Here is a 20,913-nt window from a genome sequence, read left to right as displayed (position 1 = left end):
GGATCGGCCGCGTGGATATCGGATCCCTCGCTCTGCGACAGTTCACGGCTCCGGAGGACGTCTCCCCGGAGCTGCGGAACGAACTCCTCGACTGCTGGATCGAGGTGACCAACGCGGGTGGGGCGGCCGGTTTCCCCTTCCCGCCGATCGACGCGCACCAGGCAGGACCCGCGGTCGACTTCCTCGTCGCGGGCCTCGATCCCGGGTCGAGCCGTCTTCTGGTCGCGTCGATCGACGACGACGTCGTCGGATGGCTGAACGTCCGCCGCGACGAGTTCCGGCTCGTCGCGCACTGGGGGACGCTCCACCACGTCCAGACCCGGACGGGTCTGTGGGGGCACGGGATCGGGGCCGCCCTCGTGCGTCGCGTACGGGAGATCGCCCGCGACGAGATGGGACTCGAGCAGCTCCGTCTCGCCGCACGCGGTGGCGTCGGCCTCGAGACGTTCTACGGGCGGCTCGGATGGCGGGAGATCGGACGCTGGCCCGGGGCGCTTCGGCTAGCACCCGGGGACGACCGGGACGAGATCCTGATGATCCTGGCCCCGCTCTGATCCTGGCCCCGCTCTGATCCCGTGCCCGCTCCGACCCGTGCCCGCCCAGAACCCGCTCCCGCCCTGCACCCGCGCTCGCTCCGACCTGGGTCGGCCCTCGGTCAGTGCATTCCGTGCGGGCCGCCCGTCATGTGCGGGCGGCCCCTCGGGATGAGCAGTGGGGACGCCAGCGCCGCGGCCGCTGCCGTGACGGTGCAGAGGGTGTACGCGGCGGTCAGGCCGGCCGGGGTGGGGGTCGGGGTGGTCGTGGCGGTCAGGGCGAGGGTGGAGACGAGCGCGACGCCGATCGAGCCGCCCAGTTCGTGGAAGGTGTTCACGATGCCGGAGGCGAGGCCCGCCTCGTGCGGGGCGATCAGGCCCAGGGCCGTCGTCGTCGCCGTGACGAAGACCGCCCCGAGGCCGAGGGACGCCGTCGCGAGGGACGGGAGGAGCGTGGTCCACGGGCCGGACGCGGGGTCGGCGAAGACCAGCGGGAGGCAGCCGAGGGCCGCGACTGTCAGGCCTCCCGTCGCGCAGACGCGCGGGCCTGCCGAGCTCACCAGGCGGGAGCCCAGATGGGCGCCGATCGCCGTGGTGAGTGCGACCGGGAGGAACAGCAGGCCGGTGCGGAGGGCGTCGAGGTGGTGGACGTGCTGGAGGTGCATCGAGCCCAGGAAGAAGAACGAGATCAGGAGCGCCGTCGCAACCAGCATGAGGAGTGAGCCCACGACAACCGGTCGCCGGGTGAACATCCGCAGGTCCATCAGCGGGACGCGGGTCTTCCGTTCGGTGGCCGCGAACGCTCCGTAGAGCACGAGCGCGCCCAGGAGGGGCAGCAGCGTCGCCGTCGACGTCCAGCCGGAGTCGCCCGCCGTGACCAGGCCGTAGACGAGTGCGCCGGTCGCCGTCGTGACGAGGAGGGCGCCGGGGACGTCCAGGCCGCCGCCGCGCTGCGCGGGCTTCGCCGTCGCCGGTACGAACCTCGGCAGGGTCGCCAGGACCGCGAGGCCCACCGGGACGTTGACGTAGAAGATCCACGGCCAGCCCGGGCCCGAGGTGAGGGCGCCGCCGAGCAGGACGCCCACCGCCGATCCCGTACCGCCGACGGCCGCCCAGACGCCCAGCGCCTTCGACCGCTCCCGGCCGCGGAACACCGTCGTGACCAGGGCGAGCGCCGCCGGGGAGAGCAGTGCGGCGCCGATGCCCTGGGCGATCCGGCCGCCGAGCAGGACGCCGGCGTTCGGCGCGAGGCCGCAGGCCAGGGACGCGGCGGTGAAGAGGGCAAGGCCGGTGAGGAGGACCCGGCGGGCGCCGAGGGCGTCGGAGAGCCGTCCGCCGAGCAGCATCAGTCCGCCGAAGCAGAGGGTGTACGCGGTGACGACCCAGGTCAGGGCGGTGCGCCCGAGGTCGAGGTCGGTGGCGAGCGCGGGCAGCGCGACGTTCACCACGGTCACGTCGAGGACCAGCATGAACTGGGCCGCGCAGATCAGGGCGAGGGCCTTCCAGCGGCGCGGGTCGGGGCTCGGGGCGGGGCTCGGGTCGCCGTGGGCCTGGTCGTGCGCCTGGCCGGGGTCGTGGGCCCGGCCGGGATCGCGAGCCTCGTCAGGGTCGTGGGCCTGGTCCTGGTCAGGGTCGTGGGCAGGGGAGGGTGCGGCGGAGTTGGTGGGCATAACTGAACTGTACGGCACAGTACAGTTGAACTCAAGAGTACAGTTTCCTGGGTAGGGTGAGGCCATGGACGCCCAGCCCGCACCGGCCGCCAAGCCCGCCCCCACCGGCCCCCGCGCCGCCCGCAAGCGGCAGGCGATCGTCCGGGCCGCCCGCGACCTCTTCCTCCGCGAGGGCTTCGGCGTCGGGATGGACGCCATCGCCGCCGAGGCCGGCGTCTCCAAGGTGACCGTCTACAACCACTTCGGCAGCAAGGAAGCCCTCTTCACCGCCGTCGTCGCGGGCGGCCTCGACGAGCCGCTCAGCGAAAGCGGCCAGGGCGGTCAGGGCGGTCAGGGCGGTCAGGGCGGTCAGGGCGGTCAGGGCGAACAGGGCGGACGGGGCGGCCAGAGCGGTGAGGGGCGGAGCGACGCGCCCGATCTCGCGCGGCTCGTCGAGGCCGACGGGCCCGACGCACTCAAGGCCGCCCTCACCGACGCCGGTCGCGCCTGGGGCCTGGCCCTGCGCGCCGACACCGAGGGGCGCGCCCTGCGCACCCTCGTCGCCACCGAGGTCCACCGCTTCCCCGAGCTGGGCCGCGCCTGGCGCGCGCACGGCCCGGCCGGCCACCACCCCGCCGTCACGAACGCCCTGCGCACCCTCGCGGACCGGGGCCTCCTCGACATCCCCGACCTGGAGGTCGCCGTCCTCCAGCTCTACTCGCTGCTGGTCTTCCCGCAGATGGTGTTCGAGCAGCACGGGACGGAGCTCGGCGAGGAACTGGGCGAGCGCCTCGTCGTCGACGGGGTCGAGATGTTCCTCCGGCGGTACGCGTCCACACCCGGGTCCGGACCCGCCCCCGCGCCCTCGTCCACGCCCGCATCCTGACGCAGGTGTCATCCTTGGTCTTCGACGGAGCCCCGCGCGGGGAGTAAATTACCCCCTGGGGTATCGATGAGGAGTAGCTGTGGAACTGGATCTCGCTGGTGCGGAGCTGAAGTCGGTACTGAACCGGCTCCGCCGGGCTCAGGGCCAGATCTCCGGCGTGATCCGGATGATCGAGGAAGGCCGTGACTGCGAGGAGGTCGTGACCCAGCTGGCCGCCGCCTCCCGGGCCCTCGACCGGGCCGGGTTCGCGATCATCGCGACCGGCCTCCAGCAGTGCCTGACCGATGTCGAGGACGCCCGCCGGAACGGTGAGGACCGTGACGCGATGCGCGCCCGGCTGGAGAAGCTCTTCCTGTCGCTGGCCTGATCACCGCCCTTCGAGACGCGGACGTACCCCCGGGGGAGCTCCCCCGGGGGTACGTCTTTCATGGACTTCCGTGACGACCGTCGGCGCGATCAGTCGGTCGCGAGGCCCTTCAGGCGCTTCGCGATCGTCGTCAGACGACGGCCCTGGTAGCGGGCGGCCTGGAGGACGTTCTCCTCCGGGGCGCCGTTCGCGCCCGGGTGAGCGGTGCCGTACGGGTTGCCGCCGGCCGCGTAGACCGCCGGGTCCGTGAAGCCGGGGGAGACGATGACCGAGCCCCAGTGGTGGAAGGTGTTGTAGAGCGCGAGCAGCGTCGACTCGTTGCCGCCGTGCAGGTTGTGGGCGCTGGTGAAGGCGGTCGCGGGCTTGTCCGCCATGACGCCCTGCTGCCAGAGGCCGCCCGAGGTGTCGATGTACTGCTTCAGCTGCGCGGCCACGTTGCCGAAACGGGTCGGGGAGCCGAGCGCGTACGCGTCCGCCCACTCCAGGTCCTCGAGGGTGGCGACCTCCACGTCACCGGTGGCGTCCACGTGGGCGCGCCAGGCCGGGTTCGAGTCGATGGCGGCGGCCGGGGCGAGCTCGGGCACCCGGCGCAGCCGTACCTCGGCGCCGGCCTTCTCGGCACCCTCGGCGACGGCCTGGGCGAGCTGGTGGACGGCACCCGTGGCCGAGTAGTAGATGACGGCGACCTTCACGGACATGGCGATCTCCTCAAGCGGATCAGTTTCCGTTTCAACGGAACGAGCCTAAACGGATTGCTATCCGTTTTGCAAGGGGAACGGGTATGCTCACATCGAGGGCTACCGGAACGGGGGACGGGGCGCGAAAAGAGAAACAGCGCGACACAGCGCGCAACAGGGCGCACGGGCGGCGCACCAAGAACAGGAGTCGGCAGATGAGCACCGAGATTCCGCGGGCCGGAGGCACGGCGGCACCCCTGCTCGGCCTCCTCCCCACCGTCGGAACCCCCGCGCCCGAGCGCGCCGACGCCGCCCGCAACCGGCGCAAGATCCTCGACGCCGCCGCCCGGATCGTCAGCGAGGACGGCCCCGAAGCCGTCACCATGAACCAGGTCGCCCATGCCAGCGGCATAGGCGTCGGCACGGTCTACCGCCGCTTCGGCGACGTCTCCCAGCTCCTGTGGGCGCTCCTCGACGACCGCGAGCGCCAGTTCCAGGAGGCGTACATGAGCGGCCCGCCGCCGCTCGGGCCCGGCGCCCCGGCCGACGCACGGCTCGACGCCTTCCTCGACGCGCTCGTCGACCGGGTCGGCGAGCAGCGCGAGATCCTGCTCGCCGCGCACTCCGCCGCGCCCCGCGCCCGCTATCACAGCGGCGCGTACCGCGTGATGCACACGCATGTGGCCCTGCTCATCGGGCGGCTGAGGCCCGGCTCCGACAGCACGCTCCTCGCGCACCTGCTGCTCGCGTCGTTCTCGCCGGACGTCATGCACCATCTGACGGTCGAGCAGGAGCTGTCGGCGGACCGCCTCAAGACGGGGGTACGGGAGCTGCTCCGACTGCGAGCCTGAGCCCCGGATCGACAGCCGCGGGTCGACTGCCCCGCATGGGCAGGCCCGGATCAGCAGGCGCGGGTCGACCGCCCTCGCAAAGGCCGGCCCCTGACCAGCAGCCGCGGGTCGACCGCCCAGCACAGGCAGCCCCTGACCAGCAGCCGCGGGTCGACCGCCCCCGCGTCACCGCCCCCGGCCGCGGATCGGTCAGATCCCGCCCAGCGTCGCCAGGCCGTCCAGCACCCGCGCCAGGCCGAAGCGGTACGCGTGTTCCGCGTCGTACAGGCCGTCGTACGCGAGCGCCGCCGCCTCCCCCACCCGGCTCGCCAGCGGGAACCGCGACTGGTCCAACGCCCGGGCCAGCAGCGGCTCGTGGGCGTCCCACCACTCCCCGTCCGACATCGCGCTCTCCCGCGCCACGGCCCGCGCGTCCAGCTCCGCACGGGCGCCGGACTGGACGAAGCCGAGGACGTACGTCAGCGCCGAGTCCCTGGCCACGTCGTCGAGGCCCAGGCCCTCGAAGGCGCCGAGCTCGTACTCGTACTTGGCCATCACGCCGGGTCCCAGCGGGGCGCGCACGATGCGCAGTTCGACCAGCCACGGGTGACTCAGATGCAGTGCCCGGTTCGCGTCCGCGACCGCCGTGATGCGGTCCCGCCAGGGCTCCTCCGGGCGGAACGGCGGCCGGTCCATGCGCAGGAAGACGGCGTCCAGCATGAGGTCGAGGAGCTCGGCCTTGCCGGGGACGTACGTGTAGAGCGTCATCGGGGTCACCCCGAGGTGCTGGGCCACCGCACGCATGGTCAGAGCGTCGAGCCCGCCGGCGTCCGCGAGGGCGAGGGCCGCGTCGACGACCGCGTCGACCGTGAGGCCCTGCCTCGGGCCGCGGCGCCCCGCCGGGGCGGCCGAGCCGTCGCGCCACAGGAGCTCCAGGGTGCGCGCCGGGTCGCCCGCACCGCTGCTGCTCTTCCCCTTCGCCGCCGCCATGTCGCTGCCGTCCTTCTTCGCGTTCTTCGCGTTCTCGCAGGTCAGGATAGCTCCCGCTTACTTTGTACGCTGTATAGAGTACTCTTCCCCAGCACACAGGACGACCACCGGAGGGCGCACGCATGAACCACCCCGTCGCAGCGGACAGCCACCACGTCATCCAGGTCCGCGGAGCCAGGGAGAACAACCTCAGGAACGTCGACGTCGACCTCCCCAAGCGCCGCCTCACCGTCTTCACCGGAGTCTCCGGCTCCGGGAAGTCCTCGCTCGTCTTCGGCACCATCGCCGCCGAGTCGCAGCGCCTGATCAACGAGACCTACAGCGCCTTCCTGCAGTCCTTCATGCCGTCGCTCGCCCGCCCCGACGTCGACGGACTGCACAACCTGAGCGCCGCGATCGTCGTCGACCAGGAGCGGATGGGCGCCAACTCCCGCTCCACCGTGGGCACCGCCACCGACGCGTACACGATGCTGCGGATCGTCTTCAGCCGCCTCGGCACCCCGCACGTCGGCACCTCGGGCGCCTTCAGCTTCAACCTGCCCGAGGGCATGTGCCCGCGCTGCGAGGGCACCGGCCAGATCTCCGACATCGACGTCGACGAGCTCGTCGACCGCACCAAGTCCCTCAACGAGGGCGCCATCACCGTCCCGGGCTACGCTGTCGACTCCTGGATGTGGCAGGTCATGGCCCACTCCGGTTTCTACGACCCCGACAAGAAGCTCGCGGACTTCACCGACCAGGAGTGGGAGGACTTCCTCCACAAGCCGTCCTGCAAGGTGAAGGTCGGCACCAACAACTTCACCTACGAGGGCCTCGTGGTGAAGCTCCAGCGGACCGTCCTCTCCAAGGACCGGGAGGCCATGCAGGCCCACATCCGCGCCTTCGTCGACCGGGCCGTCGGCTTCCGGACCTGCCCCGAGTGCGAGGGCGCCCGGCTCACCCGGGCGGCGCTGTCCTCCCGTATCGACGGGGTCAACATCGCCGAGTGCTCGGCGATGCAGATCAGCGACCTCGCCGCGTTCGTCCGCCGGATCGAGGACCCCTCCGTCGCCCCGCTCCTCGCCGGCCTGCGCGAGCTCCTCGACTCGCTCGTCGAGATCGGCCTCGGCTACCTCTCCCTCGACCGGTCGTCCGGCACGCTCTCCGGCGGCGAGGCCCAGCGCGTGAAGATGGTCCGCCACCTCGGCTCCCCGCTCACCGACGTCACGTACGTCTTCGACGAGCCGACCACCGGGCTGCACCCGCACGACGTACGGCGCATGAACGACCTGCTCCTGCGGCTGCGCGACAAGGGCAACACCGTCCTCGTCGTCGAGCACAAGCCCGAGGTCATCGAGATCGCCGACCACGTCGTCGACCTCGGCCCGCGGGCCGGGACCGCGGGCGGCGAGATCTGCTACAGCGGAAACGTTCCCGGTCTGCGCACCTCCGGCACCCTCACCGGGAACCACCTCGCGCACCGGGCGAAGCTCCGTGCGGAGGTACGGGTCCCCAGCGGCGCGCTGAGCATCACCGGCGCCACGCAGCACAACCTCAAGGACGTGAGCGTCGAGATCCCGGCCGGGGTCCTGACCGTCGTCACGGGCGTGGCGGGCTCCGGCAAGTCCTCCCTCATCCACGGCAACCTGCCGGGCCGCGAGGGGGTCGTCGTCGCCGACCAGTCCCCCATCCGCGGCTCGCGCCGCTCGAACCCGGCGACGTACACCGGGCTCCTCGGCCCGATCCGTACGGCCTTCGCCAAGGCCAACGGCGTCAAGCCGGCCCTCTTCAGCGCCAACTCCGAGGGCGCCTGCCCGCGCTGCAACGGCCTCGGGCTCGTCTACACCGACCTCGCCATCGCGGCGGGCGTCGCGTCCGTCTGCGAGGAGTGCGAGGGGAAGAGGTTCACGCCCGAGGTCCTCACGTACCGGCTGAACGGGAAGAACATCCACGAGGTCCTGTCGCTGTCGATCGAGGAGGCGTACGACTTCTTCACGGCCAAGAGCCAGGCCCGCACGATCCTCGGCCGCCTCAAGGACGTCGGCCTCGGGTACCTGCGGCTCGGGCAGCCGCTCAACACGCTCTCGGGCGGTGAGCGCCAGCGTCTGAAGCTGGCGATCCACATGGCGGAGAAGGCGGCGGTCTACGTCCTCGACGAGCCCACCACCGGGCTCCACCTGGCCGACGTCGACAAGCTGCTCGCCCTTCTCGACCGGCTCGTCGAGGCCGGCAACACGGTCGTCGTGATCGAACACCACCAGGCGGTGATGGCACACGCGGACTGGCTGATCGACCTGGGGCCGGGGGCGGGGCACGACGGGGGGCGGGTGGTCTTCGAGGGGACGCCGGCGGAACTGGTGGAGAAGTCGGACACCCTGACGGCGCGGCACCTTCGGGAGTACGTGGGCGCCTGACCCGTCGGCGCGGCCCGCCGCCCGCAGTGCGACGCCCGCCTCCGCTTGGGCTGCGCCCGGCCGCCGGGGCACAGCCGTCGCCCGCACGGGCCGCGCCCTCGCCACCCGCCGTGTGGGCACACGCCACGCCCCGCCTCGCCACTCGCCGTGTGGGCAATCGTCCCGCAGGGCGGGACGGGTGGGCACACGGGACGGCGCGCCTGGCGGCGCCTCCGCCCCTTGTGCCTGGACCCGCACCCGACTGTGCACCGCACATGGGGTGCGGGTTCAGGCGCGGAAGCCTAGGCCCGGCAAAGGGCGCCGTTCCGTTGTGCCCACCCGTTCCGCCCCAGCGGAACAGATGCCCACAACGAGGTGGGCGGCGGGCGGAGGCCCAGCCCGGGACGGTGGGGTCCGCCCCAGAGGAACGAATGCTCACAACCGGGCGCCGGAGGCGGTGCGTCCAGTCCTTGGGATCGGGTGGCCCCCGGCACGGGTTCGCGCGCAGCATCTCCGTATGACCGACCCGTCCAAGACCTTCCTCATCCTGCACGGTTTCCAGAACCGGCGGCCCCCCGAGCACTGGCAGCACCAGCTCGCCGAGCAGCTGCGGGCCCGCGGCCACGACGTGCGCTATCCGCAGTTGCCCGAGCCCGAGGCCCCCGTGCTCGGCGACTGGCTCGCCGCGCTGGACGAACACGGCACGCGGCCCGCGCAGGGCGAGTTCGTCGTGCTCGCGCACAGCCTGTCCGTGCTGCTCTGGCTGCGGGCCGGCGCCCGCCGGCCCGCCGCCGACCGGGTGCTGCTCGTCGCCCCGCCCTCGCCCCCCGTCACCGCCTCGATCCCCGAGATCGCCGCCTTCGCCGACGGGCTCGACCTGACGGAGGCCGGGCTCGACGCGCGTCTCGTGTACGGCGACGGCGACCCCTACTGCCCCGGCGGCGCCGACGTGCACTACGGCCTCCCGCTCGGCCTCGACATGGACCACGTACCGGGCGGGGAGCACCTCAACCCCGACTCCGGGTACGGGGATTGGCCCTCGCTCCTGGAGTGGTGCGAAGACCCCTCGGTGCGGATCAAGGGTCATTAGGCTCGGTCGGATGTACTCCGACCACTCCGCACCGTACGACCAGGGCCTGCTCGACGTGGGCGACGGCAACCGCATCCACTGGGAGGTCTCCGGCAATCCGGAGGGCCGGGCCGCGCTCGTCGTCCACGGCGGCCCCGGCTCCGGGTCCTCGCCGCGCAGCCGCCGCTTCTTCGACCCGGAGGCGTACCGCCTGGTCCTGTTCGACCAGCGCGGCTGCGGCCGCTCCACCCCGCACGCGAGCGACCCGGCCGCCGACATGGGCGTGAACACCACCGCGCACCTGGTCGCCGACATGGAGAGGCTGCGCGAGCACCTGGGGATCGACCGCTGGCTGCTGTACGGCGGTTCCTGGGGCTCCACCCTGATCCTGGCGTACGCGGAGGCGTACCCCGAGCGGGTCACGGAGATCGTGATCGCGGCGGTGACGACCACGCGCCGCTCCGAGACGGCCTGGCTGTACGAGGGTGTGGGGCGGTTCTTCCCCGAGGCCCATGAGCGCTTCCGGGCGGGGGCGGACCACGCGGAGGACCTGGTCGGCGCCTACGCCGCCCTGATGAACCACCCCGACCGGGCCGTCCGGGAGAAGGCCGCCGCCGACTGGTGCGCCTGGGAGGACGCGGTCCTGTCGATGGAGGGCCAGGGCACCCCGTACACCGACCGGGTCGACGACACCCGGCTCGGCTTCGTCCGGATCTGCGCGCACTACTTCGCGCACGGTGCCTGGCTGGAGGAGGGCGCCCTGATCCGCGACGCCCACCGGCTCGCCGGCATCCCCGGCGTCCTGATCCACGGCCGGCTCGACATGGGCGGGCCGCTCGGCACCGCCTGGGAGCTGTCCCGGGCTTGGCCGGACGCCGAGCTGCACGTCGTCGAGACCGCAGGTCACCTGGGCGGGAAGGAGACCGGGGAGCTGATCCTCGCCGCCCTCGACCGCTTCGGGAAGGGCTAGTCCACCGCGCGATCACCACGGCCGGGCGGGATGATCGGAACATGAGCCCCGCGTCCAAGAGCCCCGCCGCCGCCTCGCACCCGGAGCACCCCGAGATCCATCTCGCCCAGCAGGCGGAGGCCGACGCGCTGCTCGGCCGCTCGCCGCTGGCCGCGCTCGTCGGCATGCTGCTCGACCAGCAGGTGCCCATGGAGTGGGCCTTCTCCGGGCCGTACACCATCGCCCGGCGGCTCGGCGCGGACGATCTCGACGCGCACGAGATCGCCGCCCGGGACCCGGAGGAGTTCGCCGCGCTGCTCTCCGAGAAGCCCGCCGTGCACCGCTACCCCGGGTCGATGGCCCAGCGCGTACAGCAACTGTGCGCGTTCCTCGTCGAGGAGTACGGGGGCGACGCCGAGGCCGTCTGGGCGGACGCGGCGACCGGGAAGGAGCTGCTCGGGCGCCTCCAGGCGCTGCCCGGCTTCGGCAAGCAGAAGGCGCAGATCTTCCTGGCCCTGCTCGGCAAGCAGTACGGGGTGCGGCCGACGGGCTGGCGGGAGGCGGCGGGCGCGTACGGCGATCAGGGCTCGTACCGCTCGGCCGCCGACATCACGGGGCCGGAGTCGCTGGTGAAGGTGCGGGCCCACAAGCAGGAGATGAAGGCGGCGGCGAAAGCGGCGAAAGCCGCCAAGGAGTCCAAATCCGATGGGAATTGAAAATTCCAGATTTCAATCCTGCTCTATGTGACAGGAATTGTGGAGAAGGTGTTCACAGGATGCCCTGTGGATCGCTAACTTCCCCTCAACCTCGTCCGTAACGGGAAGGACTTCTGTGAACGCTACCCAGCGCCGGGCCGCGGCCATTCTGGCCGCCGCCGCCCTCGCCACCCCGCTGGTCCTCGCCTCGCCCGCCACCGCGGTGAAGGACCCCGCGGCCGCACCCGCCCGCGATGCCGCCAGGCTGGCGAAGAAGCTGGTCCGCGAAACCACTGGCCAGGACGCCTACAAGCACCTGCAGAAGTTCCAGGCGATAGCCGACTCGGCCGGCGGTCACCGCGCCGCCGGCACACTCGGGCACGACGCCTCGGCCGCGTACGTGTACCAGCAGCTCAAGAAGGCCGGCTACGACGTCTCGTACGAGCAGTTCGACTTCATCTACACCCAGACGCTCGCCGAGAAGGTCTCCGTGGAGGCGCCCGCGCCGCGCGCCCTCGAGATCCGCGCCATGACGTACACCAAGTCCACCCCGGTCGGCGGCATCAAGGTCGATCTGGCCGCCGTGCCCGTCGACGCCGACGGCACCACCGGCTGCGAGCCGGGCGACTACGCCGCCGGCGCCTTCACCGGCAAGGTCGCGCTCATCAAGCGCGGTGGCTGCTCCTTCGCGATCAAGCAGGAGCAGGCCGCCGCGGCCGGCGCCGCCGGCGCGATCGTCTACAACAACGTCGAGGGCATCCTCTCCGGCACCCTCGGCGAGCCGGCCGCGGGCAAGATCCCGACCGGTGGCATCAGCCTGGCCGAGGGCGAGAAGCTCGCCGCCGACCTCGCCAAGGGCGCCGTCAAGCTCTCCTTCGAGATCCGCCAGCTCCAGGAGAAGCGCATCACCAACAACGTCATCGCGGAGACCAAGGGCGGCAACGCCGCCAACACCGTGATGCTCGGCTCGCACCTCGACTCCGTCACCGCGGGCCCCGGCATCAACGACAACGGCTCCGGCTCCGCCGGTCTCCTCCAGACCGCCCTGGAGCTCGCCAAGTCGAAGGACAAGGTCCGCAACAAGGTCCGCTTCGCCTGGTGGTCCGCGGAGGAGAACGGCCTCCTCGGCTCCGACCACTACGTCAAGAACCTGACCGCGCTCGACAAGAGCGAGATCAAGCTCTACCTCAACTTCGACATGATCGCCTCGCCGAACTACGGCCTGTTCGTCTACGACGGCGACAACTCGGACAACGTCGGCGAGGGCGCCGGCCCCGCGGGCTCCGCCCAGCTGGAGCGCGACATCACCGACTTCATGGGCTCGCGCGGCCTCCCGAACGAGGGCACCGACTTCTCCGGCCGCTCCGACTACGGCCCGTTCATCAAGGTCGGCATCCCCTCCGGCGGCACCTTCACCGGCGCCGAGGGCATCAAGACCGCCGCCCAGGCCGCCAAGTTCGGCGGCACGGCGGGTGTCGCGTACGACGTGAACTACCACGCCAAGGGCGACGACCTGAAGAACGTCAACATGAAGGCCTTCGACGCCAACATCAAGGTCATCGCCAACGCCGTGGGCACCTACGCCCACGACATCTCCTCGCTGCGCAAGCCGGTCGTCTCCACCCCGACCACGGGCGGCGAGAGCAGCGGCGGCGGCCTGCACAGCGACCACGACGAGGTCACCGAGTAGCAGTCCGGTAGCTCCCGCTACCTCCTGCGGCGGGCGGTGCCGAAGATCGAGCGGCTGATCTCCCGGCCCAGCTGGGTGCCGATCGACCGCGCAAGGGACGTGAAGACCCCACTGCCCACCACCTGTTCGGTGAGGGAGGGCTCCGGCTTCGGAGCCCTCCCTCCACCCTGCTTCTGCGCCTTCTCCGCCTCCTTGGCGGCCGCCGCCTCGAGCGCCGCCGCCTCCGCCGCCTGCTGCTCGGCCGTCAGCCTCTCGTACGCCGACTCGCGGTCCACCGCCTCCGCGTACCGTCCGTAGAGCGGCGAGCCCTTCACCGCCGCGTCCAGGGCGGCCGCGTCGATCGGGCCCATCAGCGACTCCGGCGCCCGCAGCCGGGTCGCCGCGACCGGGGTCGGGGCGCCCTTCTCGCTCAGTACGGTGATCACCGCCTCGCCCGTACCGAGGCCCGTGAGGACCTCCTCCAGGTCGTACGGCGAGTTCGGGAACGTCCGTACCGTCGCCTTCAGGGCCTTCGCGTCGTCCGGGGTGAAGGCGCGCAGCGCGTGCTGCACCCGGTTGCCGAGCTGCGCGAGCACGTCCGACGGCACGTCCTTCGGCGTCTGCGTCACGAAGAACACGCCGATGCCCTTCGAGCGGATCAGCCGCACGGTCTGGGTGATCGACCCCAGGAACGCCTTCGACGCGCCGCTGAACAGCAGATGCGCCTCGTCGAAGAAGAAGACCAGCTTCGGCTTCTCCAGATCGCCGACCTCCGGCAGGTCGTTGAAGAGATCCGCCAGCATCCACATCAGGAAGGTCGAGAAGAGCTGCGGCTTGTCCTGCACCGACGGCAGCTCCAGGACCGAGACGATCCCGCGCCCGTCCGCCGCCGTCCGCAGGAACTCGCTCGTGTCGAACTCCGGCTCCCCGAAGAAACCGCCCGCGCCCTGCTGCTCGAAGGCCGTGATCGACCGCAAGATCACCCCGGCCGTCACCGTGGACAGCCCGCCGATCCCCTTGAGCTCGGCCTTCCCGGTGTCCGAGACCAGGAACGCCACCACCGCCCGGAGGTCCTTGAGGTCCACCAGCTCCAGGCCCTTGGAATCGGCGTAGTGGAAGATCAGGCCGAGCGACTGCTCCTGCGTCTGGTTGAGCTGGAGCACCTTCGACAGCAGTACGGGGCCGAAACCGGTCACCGTGGCGCGCACCGGGATGCCGGGGCCGGTCCCGCCGAGCCCGTAGAACTCGCAGGGGAAGCCCGTCGCCCGCCACTCCTGGCCGACCTGGGCGGCCCGCTCCCGGACCTTCTCGCCGTCCTCGCCGGGGGCCGAGACGCCGGACACGTCGCCCTTGATGTCGGCGAGGAAGACCGGCACGCCGTTCGCCGAGAGCTGCTCGGCGATCAGCTGGAGCGTCTTCGTCTTGCCCGTGCCGGTCGCGCCGGCGACCAGTCCGTGCCGGTTGAGCACGGGCAGCGGGATGCGGATCGGCGCGTCCGGGTGACATGCGCCGTCCCAGAGCAGTGCCCCCAGATCGAGTGCCGCCCCCTCGAAGGCGTACCCGGCGGCGATCTCGGCGGCAGGGCCGCCCAGCGCGGCCGGTGGCTGCTCGCTCACGCTCATCACGGCACCCCAATTCCGGTTTGTCATGGTTCGCACCAGCATCCCACTGCCCGTGCATGGCTGCGCCGGGAGCCGCTCGCCCGGTAGGCTTTCCGTGTGATCTTCAAGCGCATCGGAAACGGAAAGCCGTATCCCGACCACGGCCGGGAAAGCACCCGGCAGTGGGCGGACGTCGCCCCGCGCCCGGTCCGCCTCGATCAGCTGGTCACCACCAAGGGCCAGCTGGACCTGGAGACGCTGCTCGCCGAGGACTCCACGTTCTACGGCGACCTCTTCGCGCACGTCGTGAAGTGGCAGGGCGATCTCTATCTCGAGGACGGACTGCACCGCGCCGTCCGCGCGGCGCTCCAGCAGCGCCAGGTGCTGCACGCCCGCGTCCTGGAAATGGACTGAGCCAGCGCCGACCGGCCCCGTACCCGCTGACCCTTTCGGGGTCAGTTCGCCCCCATCCGGACGCGATCACATGATCATCAAGTAGGCATCGCCGACGGGCGGCATTACGCTGCGTTCATGAGCATGCTCACTCCCCCCGGAATGGGCGGAAAGTACCGCATCACGGGGGACGTCTACCCGCGCATGCGCCGCCCCCACCGCCGGCGCAGGATCATCCTCGCGTCCGCCGCCGCCGCGGTCGTGCTCGGCGCGGCCGGCTGGGGCACGCTCCAGCTCGTCGACGTCTTCTCCGGCGACGAGGGCACCAGGGCGACGGCCGGAAAACAGACCGACTGCAAACCCGTCGCCCGTGCGACGACCGCACCCGCGGCTGCCCTCCCCAAGCCCGCCCAGATCACGGTCAACGTCTACAACGCGACCCCGCGCAGCGGGCTCGCCAAGACGACCGCGGACGAGCTCAAGAAGCGCGGCTTCAAGATCGGCAAGGTGGGGAACGCGCCCGCCGCCTACGACAAGAAGGTCCCCGGCGCCGGACTGCTCCTCGGCGCCACGACCGCCACCAAGGGCGTCTTCCCGGTCCTCGGCACCCAGCTCGCGGGCGCCACGACGAAGACGGACACCCGGGGCACGGCGGACGTGGACCTGATCATCGGGACCGCCTTCAAGAACCTGGCCCCGAAAAAGACGGCGGACGCGGCCCTGGTCGCCCTGACCAAGCCCGCGCCCGTACCGACCGGAAAGTGCTGACGTACTGACCGGGAGCCTTTCGGCGGAGCCGGCAGCCTCCTACTCGGCGGAGCCGTACATGCGGTCGCCCGCGTCGCCCAGGCCCGGAACGATGTAGCCGTTCTCGTTGAGACGCTCGTCGACCGAGGCCGTCACGACGGTGACGGGGGTGCCCGCCAGCTCGCGCTCCATGATCTCGACGCCCTCCGGGGCGGCGAGGAGCACGACCGCGGTCACGTCGTCGGCGCCGCGCTTGATGAGCTCCCGGATGGCCGCGACGAGCGTGCCGCCGGTCGCCAGCATCGGGTCGAGGACGTACACCTGGCGGCCCGAGAGGTCCTCCGGCATCCGCGTGGCGTAGGTCGACGCCTCCAGCGTCTCCTCGTTGCGGATCATGCCCAGGAAGCCGACCTCGGCGGTCGGGAGCAGCCGGACCATGCCGTCGAGCATGCCGAGCCCGGCGCGCAGGATCGGGACCACCAGCGGACGCGGGTACGACAGCTTCACACCGGTCGTGGGCGTGACGGGGGTCTCGATGTCGACCTGCTCGGTCCGGACGTCCCTGGTGGCCTCGTAGGCGAGCAGGGTGACCAGCTCGTCGGCGAGCCGACGGAAGGTCGCGGAATCCGTGCGCTTGTCGCGCAGCGTGGTGAGCTTGTGGGCGACCAGCGGGTGATCGACGACGTGGAGACGCATGGCTCAACAGTAGCCCGCCCCGCACTGGCATCGACCCACGCCACTGGGGGAAGGTGGGTGGCACGGGGACCCAGCGATGGGGTTGGAGTGGCCGATGCCGCACCTGGAAGAACCGGCCGACGGCGCCGCCGAGGGGGCGGCCCGGACACCGGCACCGGAGACCGACGCGGAGCGCCGCAGGCGCCGCGCCCAGTTCCTGCGTGAACTCGGCGAGGCGAAGGCGCTGCGCGAGCGCGTCCAGCCGCGACGCGCGCGGGCGGCCCGGATGCGCCAGGCGATGCGCATGCGCACCTTCCGCTGGTGAGGAGCCTGCCAGGAGTCCGCCAGGAGCCCATCAGGGGCCCCTTGGGCCTGCCGGGCCGCCAGGGGGCTCCCGCCCCGCTCCGGTCCCCGGCCGCGCCCCCGTCCCGTCCCCCTGTGCGCCCCCTGCGTGCGCCGGGGTCGTACGCCCGCCCGATCGCGGGGTCGTTCAGACTGATGCACGACGCAAGAGCCGAAGACCTCTCCTGTGGGCGCCGTATCTGTCACGATGCCGATTGGGCGGGGCGTCAGGAGAGCGCCGCCGGATCGTCACACCTCTGATCAGTGGGAGAGAGTCAGGTGTACTTCGCCGCACTGCTCGCGCGCACCGAAGACGGGTGGGAAGCGAGCGACACGGAGCTCGACGACGTGGAGACCCTGTCGGATCTGACCGAGCTCGCCCGCGAGGCCTCGGACGACGACACGGTGATCGTCTTCATCGAGCAGGAGGACGCGTGGTTCGGGATCGTACGGATCGAGGGTGAGGAAGACCCTCGCATCTACGTCTCGGACGGCGCCGCCGCCGCCCGTTCCTCGTACGGGGAGATCCTCACCCGGGAGATCCTCGGCGACGACCTGGACGACATCGTCGACGAGCTCGAATCGCTGGACCTGGACGGTACGGAGGACGGGGAGCCGCTCGAGGGCGACACGGACGACGACGAGGAGACGAGCGTCGCGGCCGAGGCCGTGCCGGCCGCTCCGGTCGGCGACCGGCTGATCCTGGCGGACCTCGGCATGTCCCCGGCCGATCTGCTGGCGCTCGACAGCGACGCGCTCGCGGAGATCGCGGACGCGCTGGGGGCCGCCGAGGTCCTGGAGGCCGTCCGCTAGTGGCACGCGCTGTACCTGTCGTACCTGTGCCCGACCCCGTTCGGGACCCCTGGCGGGACGCCATGCGGCTCGCCCTCGCCGAGGCCGACGCGGCCGTGCCGGCCGGTGACGTACCGGTCGGCGCGGTCGTGCTCGACCCCGGCGGCGCCGTGCTCGCCCGCGGGCACAACGAGCGGGAGGCCACCGGAGACCCCACCGCGCACGCCGAGGTGCTCGCCCTGCGCCGGGCGGCCGCGGCGACCGGGGAGTGGCGGCTGACGGGCTGCACGCTGGTCGTGACCCTGGAGCCGTGCGTGATGTGCGCGGGGGCACTCGTCCAGTCGCGGGTCGAGCGGGTGGTGTTCGGCGCACCGGACGAGAAGGCGGGCGCGGCGGGTTCGCTCTGGGACCTCGTACGGGACCGCCGGCTCAACCACCGGCCCGAGGTGATCCAGGGCGTGCTCGGCGAGGAGTGCGCGGAGCAGCTCACGGCCTTCTTCCGCACCCGCTGACCTGCCACGGGATACGGATTTCATCGCAGCGCCAGTTTCGGCTAAGCTCTCTCTCGGTAGCGTGTCCGAGCGGCCGAAGGAGCTCGCCTCGAAAGCGAGTGTGGCGCAAGTCACCGAGGGTTCAAATCCCTCCGCTACCGCCAGCAAGAACCCCTCTGATCCGTGGAAACGGATCGGAGGGGTTCTTCTTTTGCCGCCGGCCGGTGGGGTGGACCAGGGCCCTGCCCTGGCCGGGGCTCTGGCCTGGCCGGGGCTCTGGCCTGGCCCGGGCTCTGGCCCTCCGTCAGTCGGAGTCTCCCGGAGTCAGAGGTCGGGGTGGCCGCGGTGCTTCCGCGCCTCACGCTCCACCTCCTGGTCGAACTCCCGCACCATCTCCCGGTCCCGGTCGCGCTCACGGTCCCTTCCGCGGCTCCCGCCCCGGTCCTCGTCCCGGTCCTCGCCCCCGTCGCGGTTCCGCGCACCGAGGCCGAGGTCGTCGCGCAGCTCCTCGACCAGGCCCTTCGGCTTGCGGCGGCGCGTGCTCTCCAGGAGTTCGATTCCGCCGATGACGACCAGGGCGATTCCCAACGGGCGCCCCCTGAACCAGCCGAATTCGAGATCCGGGAAGAATAGGGCGAGCACTCCGCCCGCGATGATTGCCGCGAGGCCGAAAATTCGCTTCATACCTGTGATCCCCCTGGGGTATGTCCGCGCTCGGGTAAAGAAACCGCCAACTCGTCTCCACGGTACGCCATATGACGTGCTAGACGCCCGAGTCGATGGCCGAATGACGGAGGCCAGGCCGAAAACCGACTGCCTGGGCGGGACGATGCCCCGGAGACCGGGAAACGGCCACCGGGCAGGATCGTCACCTCGACGTCGTCGAAGCCCCTGACCGGCAGCCGGCGAGCCGCCCTGCGGCGGGCCGCGACGAACGTGGCGCGCGTACGGGCGTACTCACGGATCCGCCGGAGGTGGGGCGCCACCCCTTCGGAATGCCTGAGGGGCCGACCGGGAATTCTCCCGGTCCCGTGCCGCTTTCGCACGGGCTTCCGACCGCCCTCGTATCCGTCGGTGAATTCAGCCAAGGGCCGCGCGAGACCCCGAATCCGTCCACAGAAGTTGCTTTCGGCAGCGGTTCGTCGCATTCCCCGCAATGCCGGGAGAACACCCTCTCCGAGGGACACCTCGGAGACCGGGCCGGGCGATTCCGGCGCAGAACCAGGACGGGGGGAGCGGCATCGGGGGGACAAGCCGCTCCCCCCGATGAGAACCGGTCCTACAAGCCCGCGCCGCAATCAGGGGGAAGCTCGCGGCGCGGACCCCGCAGTGCGGGCCGGTTCCAGGAGCCCTTCCGATTCCTGCCAGATCCTCCGGGCTCGACATCCATCCTGCTCCGCCGTCACCCTTCCGGGTGGCGGCGAAAGGCCTCGATCGCCGGGCCCTTGGTCCATAAAGCCTCGGTTAGAGTGGCGCGGTCGTACGGCGGGGGAACAGGCGGGGGAACAGGGGAGGGCTGGCAATGGCGCAGGCGAAGAAGGTCGCGCTCTACGCGGTCTCGGTCTTTGTGCTGTACACGATCATCACGTCCCCTGCCCGGGCCGCCGATCTCGTACAGGTAGGGTTCGAGGGCATTTCCAGCGCCGCCCAGGGTGTCGGCGAGTTCATGACCGAACTCATCAACTAGGAGCCCTTCGTGATCCGCCATCTGGTCCTCTTCAAGCTCAACGACGGTGTCGCACGCGACGAGCCGCGTGTCGTCGCCGGTGTCGAGGCGTTCCGCGCCCTCGGCGACCAGATCCCGGAGCTGCGCTTCTGGGAGTGCGACTGGAACATCACGGACCGGCCGATCGCGTACGACTTCGCCATCAACTCGGCCGTCGAGGACACCGACGCGCTCCAGCGCTACCTGGACCACCCCGCGCACCAGGCGGGTGTCGCCCAGTGGCGCGAGTTCGCCACCTGGGTGATCGCGGACTACGCGTTCTAGTCCGCGGTCGACATCAGGCCCCCCGTCGTCGAGGTGGGGGGCTTTTCCGTGCCCGATTCCACACGTGACCTCCCCTTTTTCCGTCACTATGCCCTCAACACGTCGCTATGCGGTGCTTGCACACAGTGGACATGTCTTGTGATGCTATGACCGCTTTTGACGGATGAGTTGACCGTAGTTGACCCAGTCGACCAGCAAGACCAGCCAAAGGGGTGGCGTGAACGTGCCGGCCAGTACAGCGCCTCAGGTCCCGCCCCAGCACGAGGCAGGCGGCGCGGAGCCCCCCCGCCCCCGGCCCCAGAGCACCCGAGGCGCCGACACCCGCGCCCTCACCCAGGTGCTCTTCGGGCAGCTCAAGAACCTGGAGCCGGGCACTCCGGAGCACCACCGGGTGCGCGGGGCCCTCATCGAGGCCAACCTGCCGCTCGTGCGGTACGCGGCGGCCCGGTTCCGCTCCCGCAACGAGCCGATGGAGGACGTCGTCCAGGTCGGCACCATCGGCCTCATCAACGCCATCGACCGCTTCGACCCCGACCGCGGAGTCCAGTTCCCGACGTTCGCCATGCCGACCGTCGTCGGCGAGATCAAGCGGTACTTCCGCGACAACGTCCGCACCGTGCACGTGCCCCGCCGCCTGCACGAGCTCTGGGTCCAGGTGAACGGCGCCACCGAGGACCTCACGACCGCCCACGGACGCTCCCCCACGACCGCCGAGATCGCCGAGCGGCTGCGGATCGGCGAGGACGAGGTGCTCGCCTGCATCGAGGCCGGACGCTCCTACCACGCGACCTCCCTGGAGGCCGCGCAGGAGGGCGACGGGCTGCCCGGACTGCTCGACCGGCTCGGCTACGAGGACCCCGCGCTGGCCGGCGTCGAGCACCGCGACCTCGTCCGGCACCTGCTCGTCCAACTGCCCGAGCGGGAGCAGCGGATCCTGATGCTGCGCTACTACAGCAATCTGACGCAGTCCCAGATCAGCCAGGAACTCGGCGTCTCCCAGATGCATGTGTCAAGGCTCCTCGCCCGCAGCTTCGCGCGTTTGAGATCCGCAAACAGAATCGAGGCGTAGCTGAATCGGGTAGACCGGTTCGGAGCAGTTCCGCGGCGCCCCAAATGCCGTACACCCCTTGTTTCCTGCGGATATGCACCCTCGGCTTGTCGACAAGTCACTACAGCGTGTTGCCGACATGTGACAT

General features: G+C 71.3%; 23 protein-coding genes and 1 tRNA gene. 18 read left to right on the top strand and 6 right to left on the bottom strand.

Translation table 11 applies throughout. The annotated features are described in order from the left end of the window. Positions 1-11 precede the first annotated feature (11 nt). Positions 12-554 (top strand): GNAT family N-acetyltransferase, encoded by a 543-nt coding sequence (locus E0F75_RS09770; RefSeq protein ID WP_187622073.1) that lies wholly within the window; start codon positions 12-14, stop codon positions 552-554. 101 nt (positions 555-655) lie between these two features. Here E0F75_RS09770 and E0F75_RS09765 read toward each other — a convergent pair whose 3' ends face one another. Then, the gene (locus E0F75_RS09765; protein WP_308189568.1) at positions 656-2,002 is read right to left on the bottom strand and encodes a DHA2 family efflux MFS transporter permease subunit; all 1,347 of its coding nucleotides are present in this window, start codon (positions 2,000-2,002) and stop codon (positions 656-658) included. A 265-nt stretch (positions 2,003-2,267) separates the two neighbouring features. Between E0F75_RS09765 and E0F75_RS09760 the strand changes: the two genes are divergently transcribed. Together E0F75_RS09760 and E0F75_RS09755 are read left to right on the top strand one after the other, a co-directional pair. Next, positions 2,268-3,068 carry a TetR/AcrR family transcriptional regulator gene (locus E0F75_RS09760; protein WP_187622071.1) on the top strand — a complete coding sequence of 267 codons (801 nt, stop codon included), beginning with the start codon at positions 2,268-2,270 and terminating at the stop codon, positions 3,066-3,068. Between the two features lie 79 nt (positions 3,069-3,147). Next, positions 3,148-3,435 carry a metal-sensitive transcriptional regulator gene (locus E0F75_RS09755; RefSeq protein WP_030318196.1) on the top strand — a complete coding sequence of 96 codons (288 nt, stop codon included), beginning with the start codon at positions 3,148-3,150 and terminating at the stop codon, positions 3,433-3,435. A gap of 89 nt (positions 3,436-3,524) precedes the next feature. Here the strand turns inward: E0F75_RS09755 and wrbA are convergent, their stop codons facing one another. Continuing rightward, positions 3,525-4,133, bottom strand: coding sequence for an NAD(P)H:quinone oxidoreductase (wrbA, locus tag E0F75_RS09750; protein WP_187622070.1), 609 nt, complete (start codon positions 4,131-4,133; stop codon positions 3,525-3,527). 194 nt (positions 4,134-4,327) lie between these two features. On the opposite strand from wrbA, the gene E0F75_RS09745 reads away from it, so the two are divergent. Continuing rightward, positions 4,328-4,963: a TetR/AcrR family transcriptional regulator gene (locus E0F75_RS09745; RefSeq protein ID WP_187622069.1), complete on the top strand. Its 636-nt coding sequence runs from the start codon at positions 4,328-4,330 to the stop codon at positions 4,961-4,963. Positions 4,964-5,152: 189 nt separating this feature from the next. On the opposite strand, the gene E0F75_RS09740 is transcribed toward E0F75_RS09745, so the two are convergent. Beyond that, positions 5,153-5,932, bottom strand: a complete 780-nt coding sequence (locus tag E0F75_RS09740) for a TetR/AcrR family transcriptional regulator C-terminal domain-containing protein (protein WP_187622068.1) — start codon at positions 5,930-5,932, stop codon at positions 5,153-5,155. Between the two features lie 122 nt (positions 5,933-6,054). Between E0F75_RS09740 and E0F75_RS09735 the strand changes: the two genes are divergently transcribed. From E0F75_RS09735 to E0F75_RS09715, 5 genes are all read left to right on the top strand, one after another. Then, positions 6,055-8,325: an excinuclease ABC subunit UvrA gene (locus tag E0F75_RS09735; protein WP_187622067.1), complete on the top strand. Its 2,271-nt coding sequence runs from the start codon at positions 6,055-6,057 to the stop codon at positions 8,323-8,325. A 496-nt stretch (positions 8,326-8,821) separates the two neighbouring features. Continuing rightward, the gene (locus E0F75_RS09730; RefSeq protein WP_187622066.1) at positions 8,822-9,394 is read left to right on the top strand and encodes an alpha/beta hydrolase; all 573 of its coding nucleotides are present in this window, start codon (positions 8,822-8,824) and stop codon (positions 9,392-9,394) included. A 10-nt stretch (positions 9,395-9,404) separates the two neighbouring features. Then, on the top strand, positions 9,405-10,343 hold the full coding sequence (gene pip / locus E0F75_RS09725) for a prolyl aminopeptidase (RefSeq protein WP_187622065.1): 939 nt from the start codon (positions 9,405-9,407) through the stop codon (positions 10,341-10,343). Between the two features lie 41 nt (positions 10,344-10,384). Continuing rightward, positions 10,385-11,038 (top strand): HhH-GPD-type base excision DNA repair protein, encoded by a 654-nt coding sequence (locus E0F75_RS09720; protein ID WP_187622064.1) that lies wholly within the window; start codon positions 10,385-10,387, stop codon positions 11,036-11,038. A gap of 115 nt (positions 11,039-11,153) precedes the next feature. Then, positions 11,154-12,707, top strand: coding sequence for a M28 family metallopeptidase (locus E0F75_RS09715; protein WP_187622063.1), 1,554 nt, complete (start codon positions 11,154-11,156; stop codon positions 12,705-12,707). A gap of 17 nt (positions 12,708-12,724) precedes the next feature. Here the strand turns inward: E0F75_RS09715 and E0F75_RS09710 are convergent, their stop codons facing one another. Next, positions 12,725-14,308 carry a helicase HerA-like domain-containing protein gene (locus tag E0F75_RS09710; protein ID WP_187622062.1) on the bottom strand — a complete coding sequence of 528 codons (1,584 nt, stop codon included), beginning with the start codon at positions 14,306-14,308 and terminating at the stop codon, positions 12,725-12,727. A 96-nt stretch (positions 14,309-14,404) separates the two neighbouring features. Here E0F75_RS09710 and E0F75_RS09705 point away from each other — a divergent pair, with 96 nt between their 5' ends. Further along, the gene (locus tag E0F75_RS09705) at positions 14,405-14,701 is read left to right on the top strand and encodes a type II toxin-antitoxin system VapB family antitoxin (protein ID WP_015034993.1); all 297 of its coding nucleotides are present in this window, start codon (positions 14,405-14,407) and stop codon (positions 14,699-14,701) included. Between the two features lie 117 nt (positions 14,702-14,818). Next, on the top strand, positions 14,819-15,448 hold the full coding sequence (locus tag E0F75_RS09700) for a LytR C-terminal domain-containing protein (protein ID WP_187622061.1): 630 nt from the start codon (positions 14,819-14,821) through the stop codon (positions 15,446-15,448). 39 nt (positions 15,449-15,487) lie between these two features. Here E0F75_RS09700 and upp read toward each other — a convergent pair whose 3' ends face one another. Beyond that, positions 15,488-16,123: a uracil phosphoribosyltransferase gene (gene upp, locus E0F75_RS09695; protein ID WP_024756127.1), complete on the bottom strand. Its 636-nt coding sequence runs from the start codon at positions 16,121-16,123 to the stop codon at positions 15,488-15,490. 94 nt (positions 16,124-16,217) lie between these two features. Here upp and E0F75_RS09690 point away from each other — a divergent pair, with 94 nt between their 5' ends. The 4 genes from E0F75_RS09690 to E0F75_RS09675 all read left to right on the top strand — a co-directional run bounded on the left by E0F75_RS09690 (position 16,218) and on the right by E0F75_RS09675 (position 17,891). Further along, positions 16,218-16,427 (top strand): hypothetical protein, encoded by a 210-nt coding sequence (locus E0F75_RS09690; protein WP_030318177.1) that lies wholly within the window; start codon positions 16,218-16,220, stop codon positions 16,425-16,427. A 296-nt stretch (positions 16,428-16,723) separates the two neighbouring features. Then, complete coding sequence (locus E0F75_RS09685) at positions 16,724-17,257, top strand: hypothetical protein (RefSeq protein WP_187622060.1); 534 nt, start codon at positions 16,724-16,726, stop codon at positions 17,255-17,257. A 62-nt stretch (positions 17,258-17,319) separates the two neighbouring features. Then, positions 17,320-17,748 carry a tRNA adenosine(34) deaminase TadA gene (tadA, locus tag E0F75_RS09680; RefSeq protein WP_194480520.1) on the top strand — a complete coding sequence of 143 codons (429 nt, stop codon included), beginning with the start codon at positions 17,320-17,322 and terminating at the stop codon, positions 17,746-17,748. A gap of 55 nt (positions 17,749-17,803) precedes the next feature. After that, positions 17,804-17,891 (top strand) — tRNA-Ser (locus tag E0F75_RS09675). Between the two features lie 160 nt (positions 17,892-18,051). Here E0F75_RS09675 and E0F75_RS09670 read toward each other — a convergent pair. Continuing rightward, positions 18,052-18,411 (bottom strand): hypothetical protein, encoded by a 360-nt coding sequence (locus E0F75_RS09670; RefSeq protein ID WP_206706119.1) that lies wholly within the window; start codon positions 18,409-18,411, stop codon positions 18,052-18,054. A gap of 838 nt (positions 18,412-19,249) precedes the next feature. Between E0F75_RS09670 and E0F75_RS09665 the strand changes: the two genes are divergently transcribed. The 3 genes from E0F75_RS09665 to E0F75_RS09655 all read left to right on the top strand — a co-directional run bounded on the left by E0F75_RS09665 (position 19,250) and on the right by E0F75_RS09655 (position 20,786). Then, positions 19,250-19,414, top strand: a complete 165-nt coding sequence (locus tag E0F75_RS09665) for a hypothetical protein (protein ID WP_167346861.1) — start codon at positions 19,250-19,252, stop codon at positions 19,412-19,414. Between the two features lie 9 nt (positions 19,415-19,423). After that, positions 19,424-19,717, top strand: coding sequence for a Dabb family protein (locus tag E0F75_RS09660; protein WP_055599441.1), 294 nt, complete (start codon positions 19,424-19,426; stop codon positions 19,715-19,717). Between the two features lie 223 nt (positions 19,718-19,940). Continuing rightward, positions 19,941-20,786: an RNA polymerase sigma factor SigF gene (locus E0F75_RS09655; protein ID WP_187622058.1), complete on the top strand. Its 846-nt coding sequence runs from the start codon at positions 19,941-19,943 to the stop codon at positions 20,784-20,786. Positions 20,787-20,913 lie beyond the last annotated feature (127 nt).

The organism is Streptomyces sp. CB02980, assembly GCF_014451325.2.
Lineage (GTDB): Bacteria > Actinomycetota > Actinomycetes > Streptomycetales > Streptomycetaceae > Streptomyces.
This window is presented reverse-complemented; position numbering and strand designations above follow the sequence as displayed.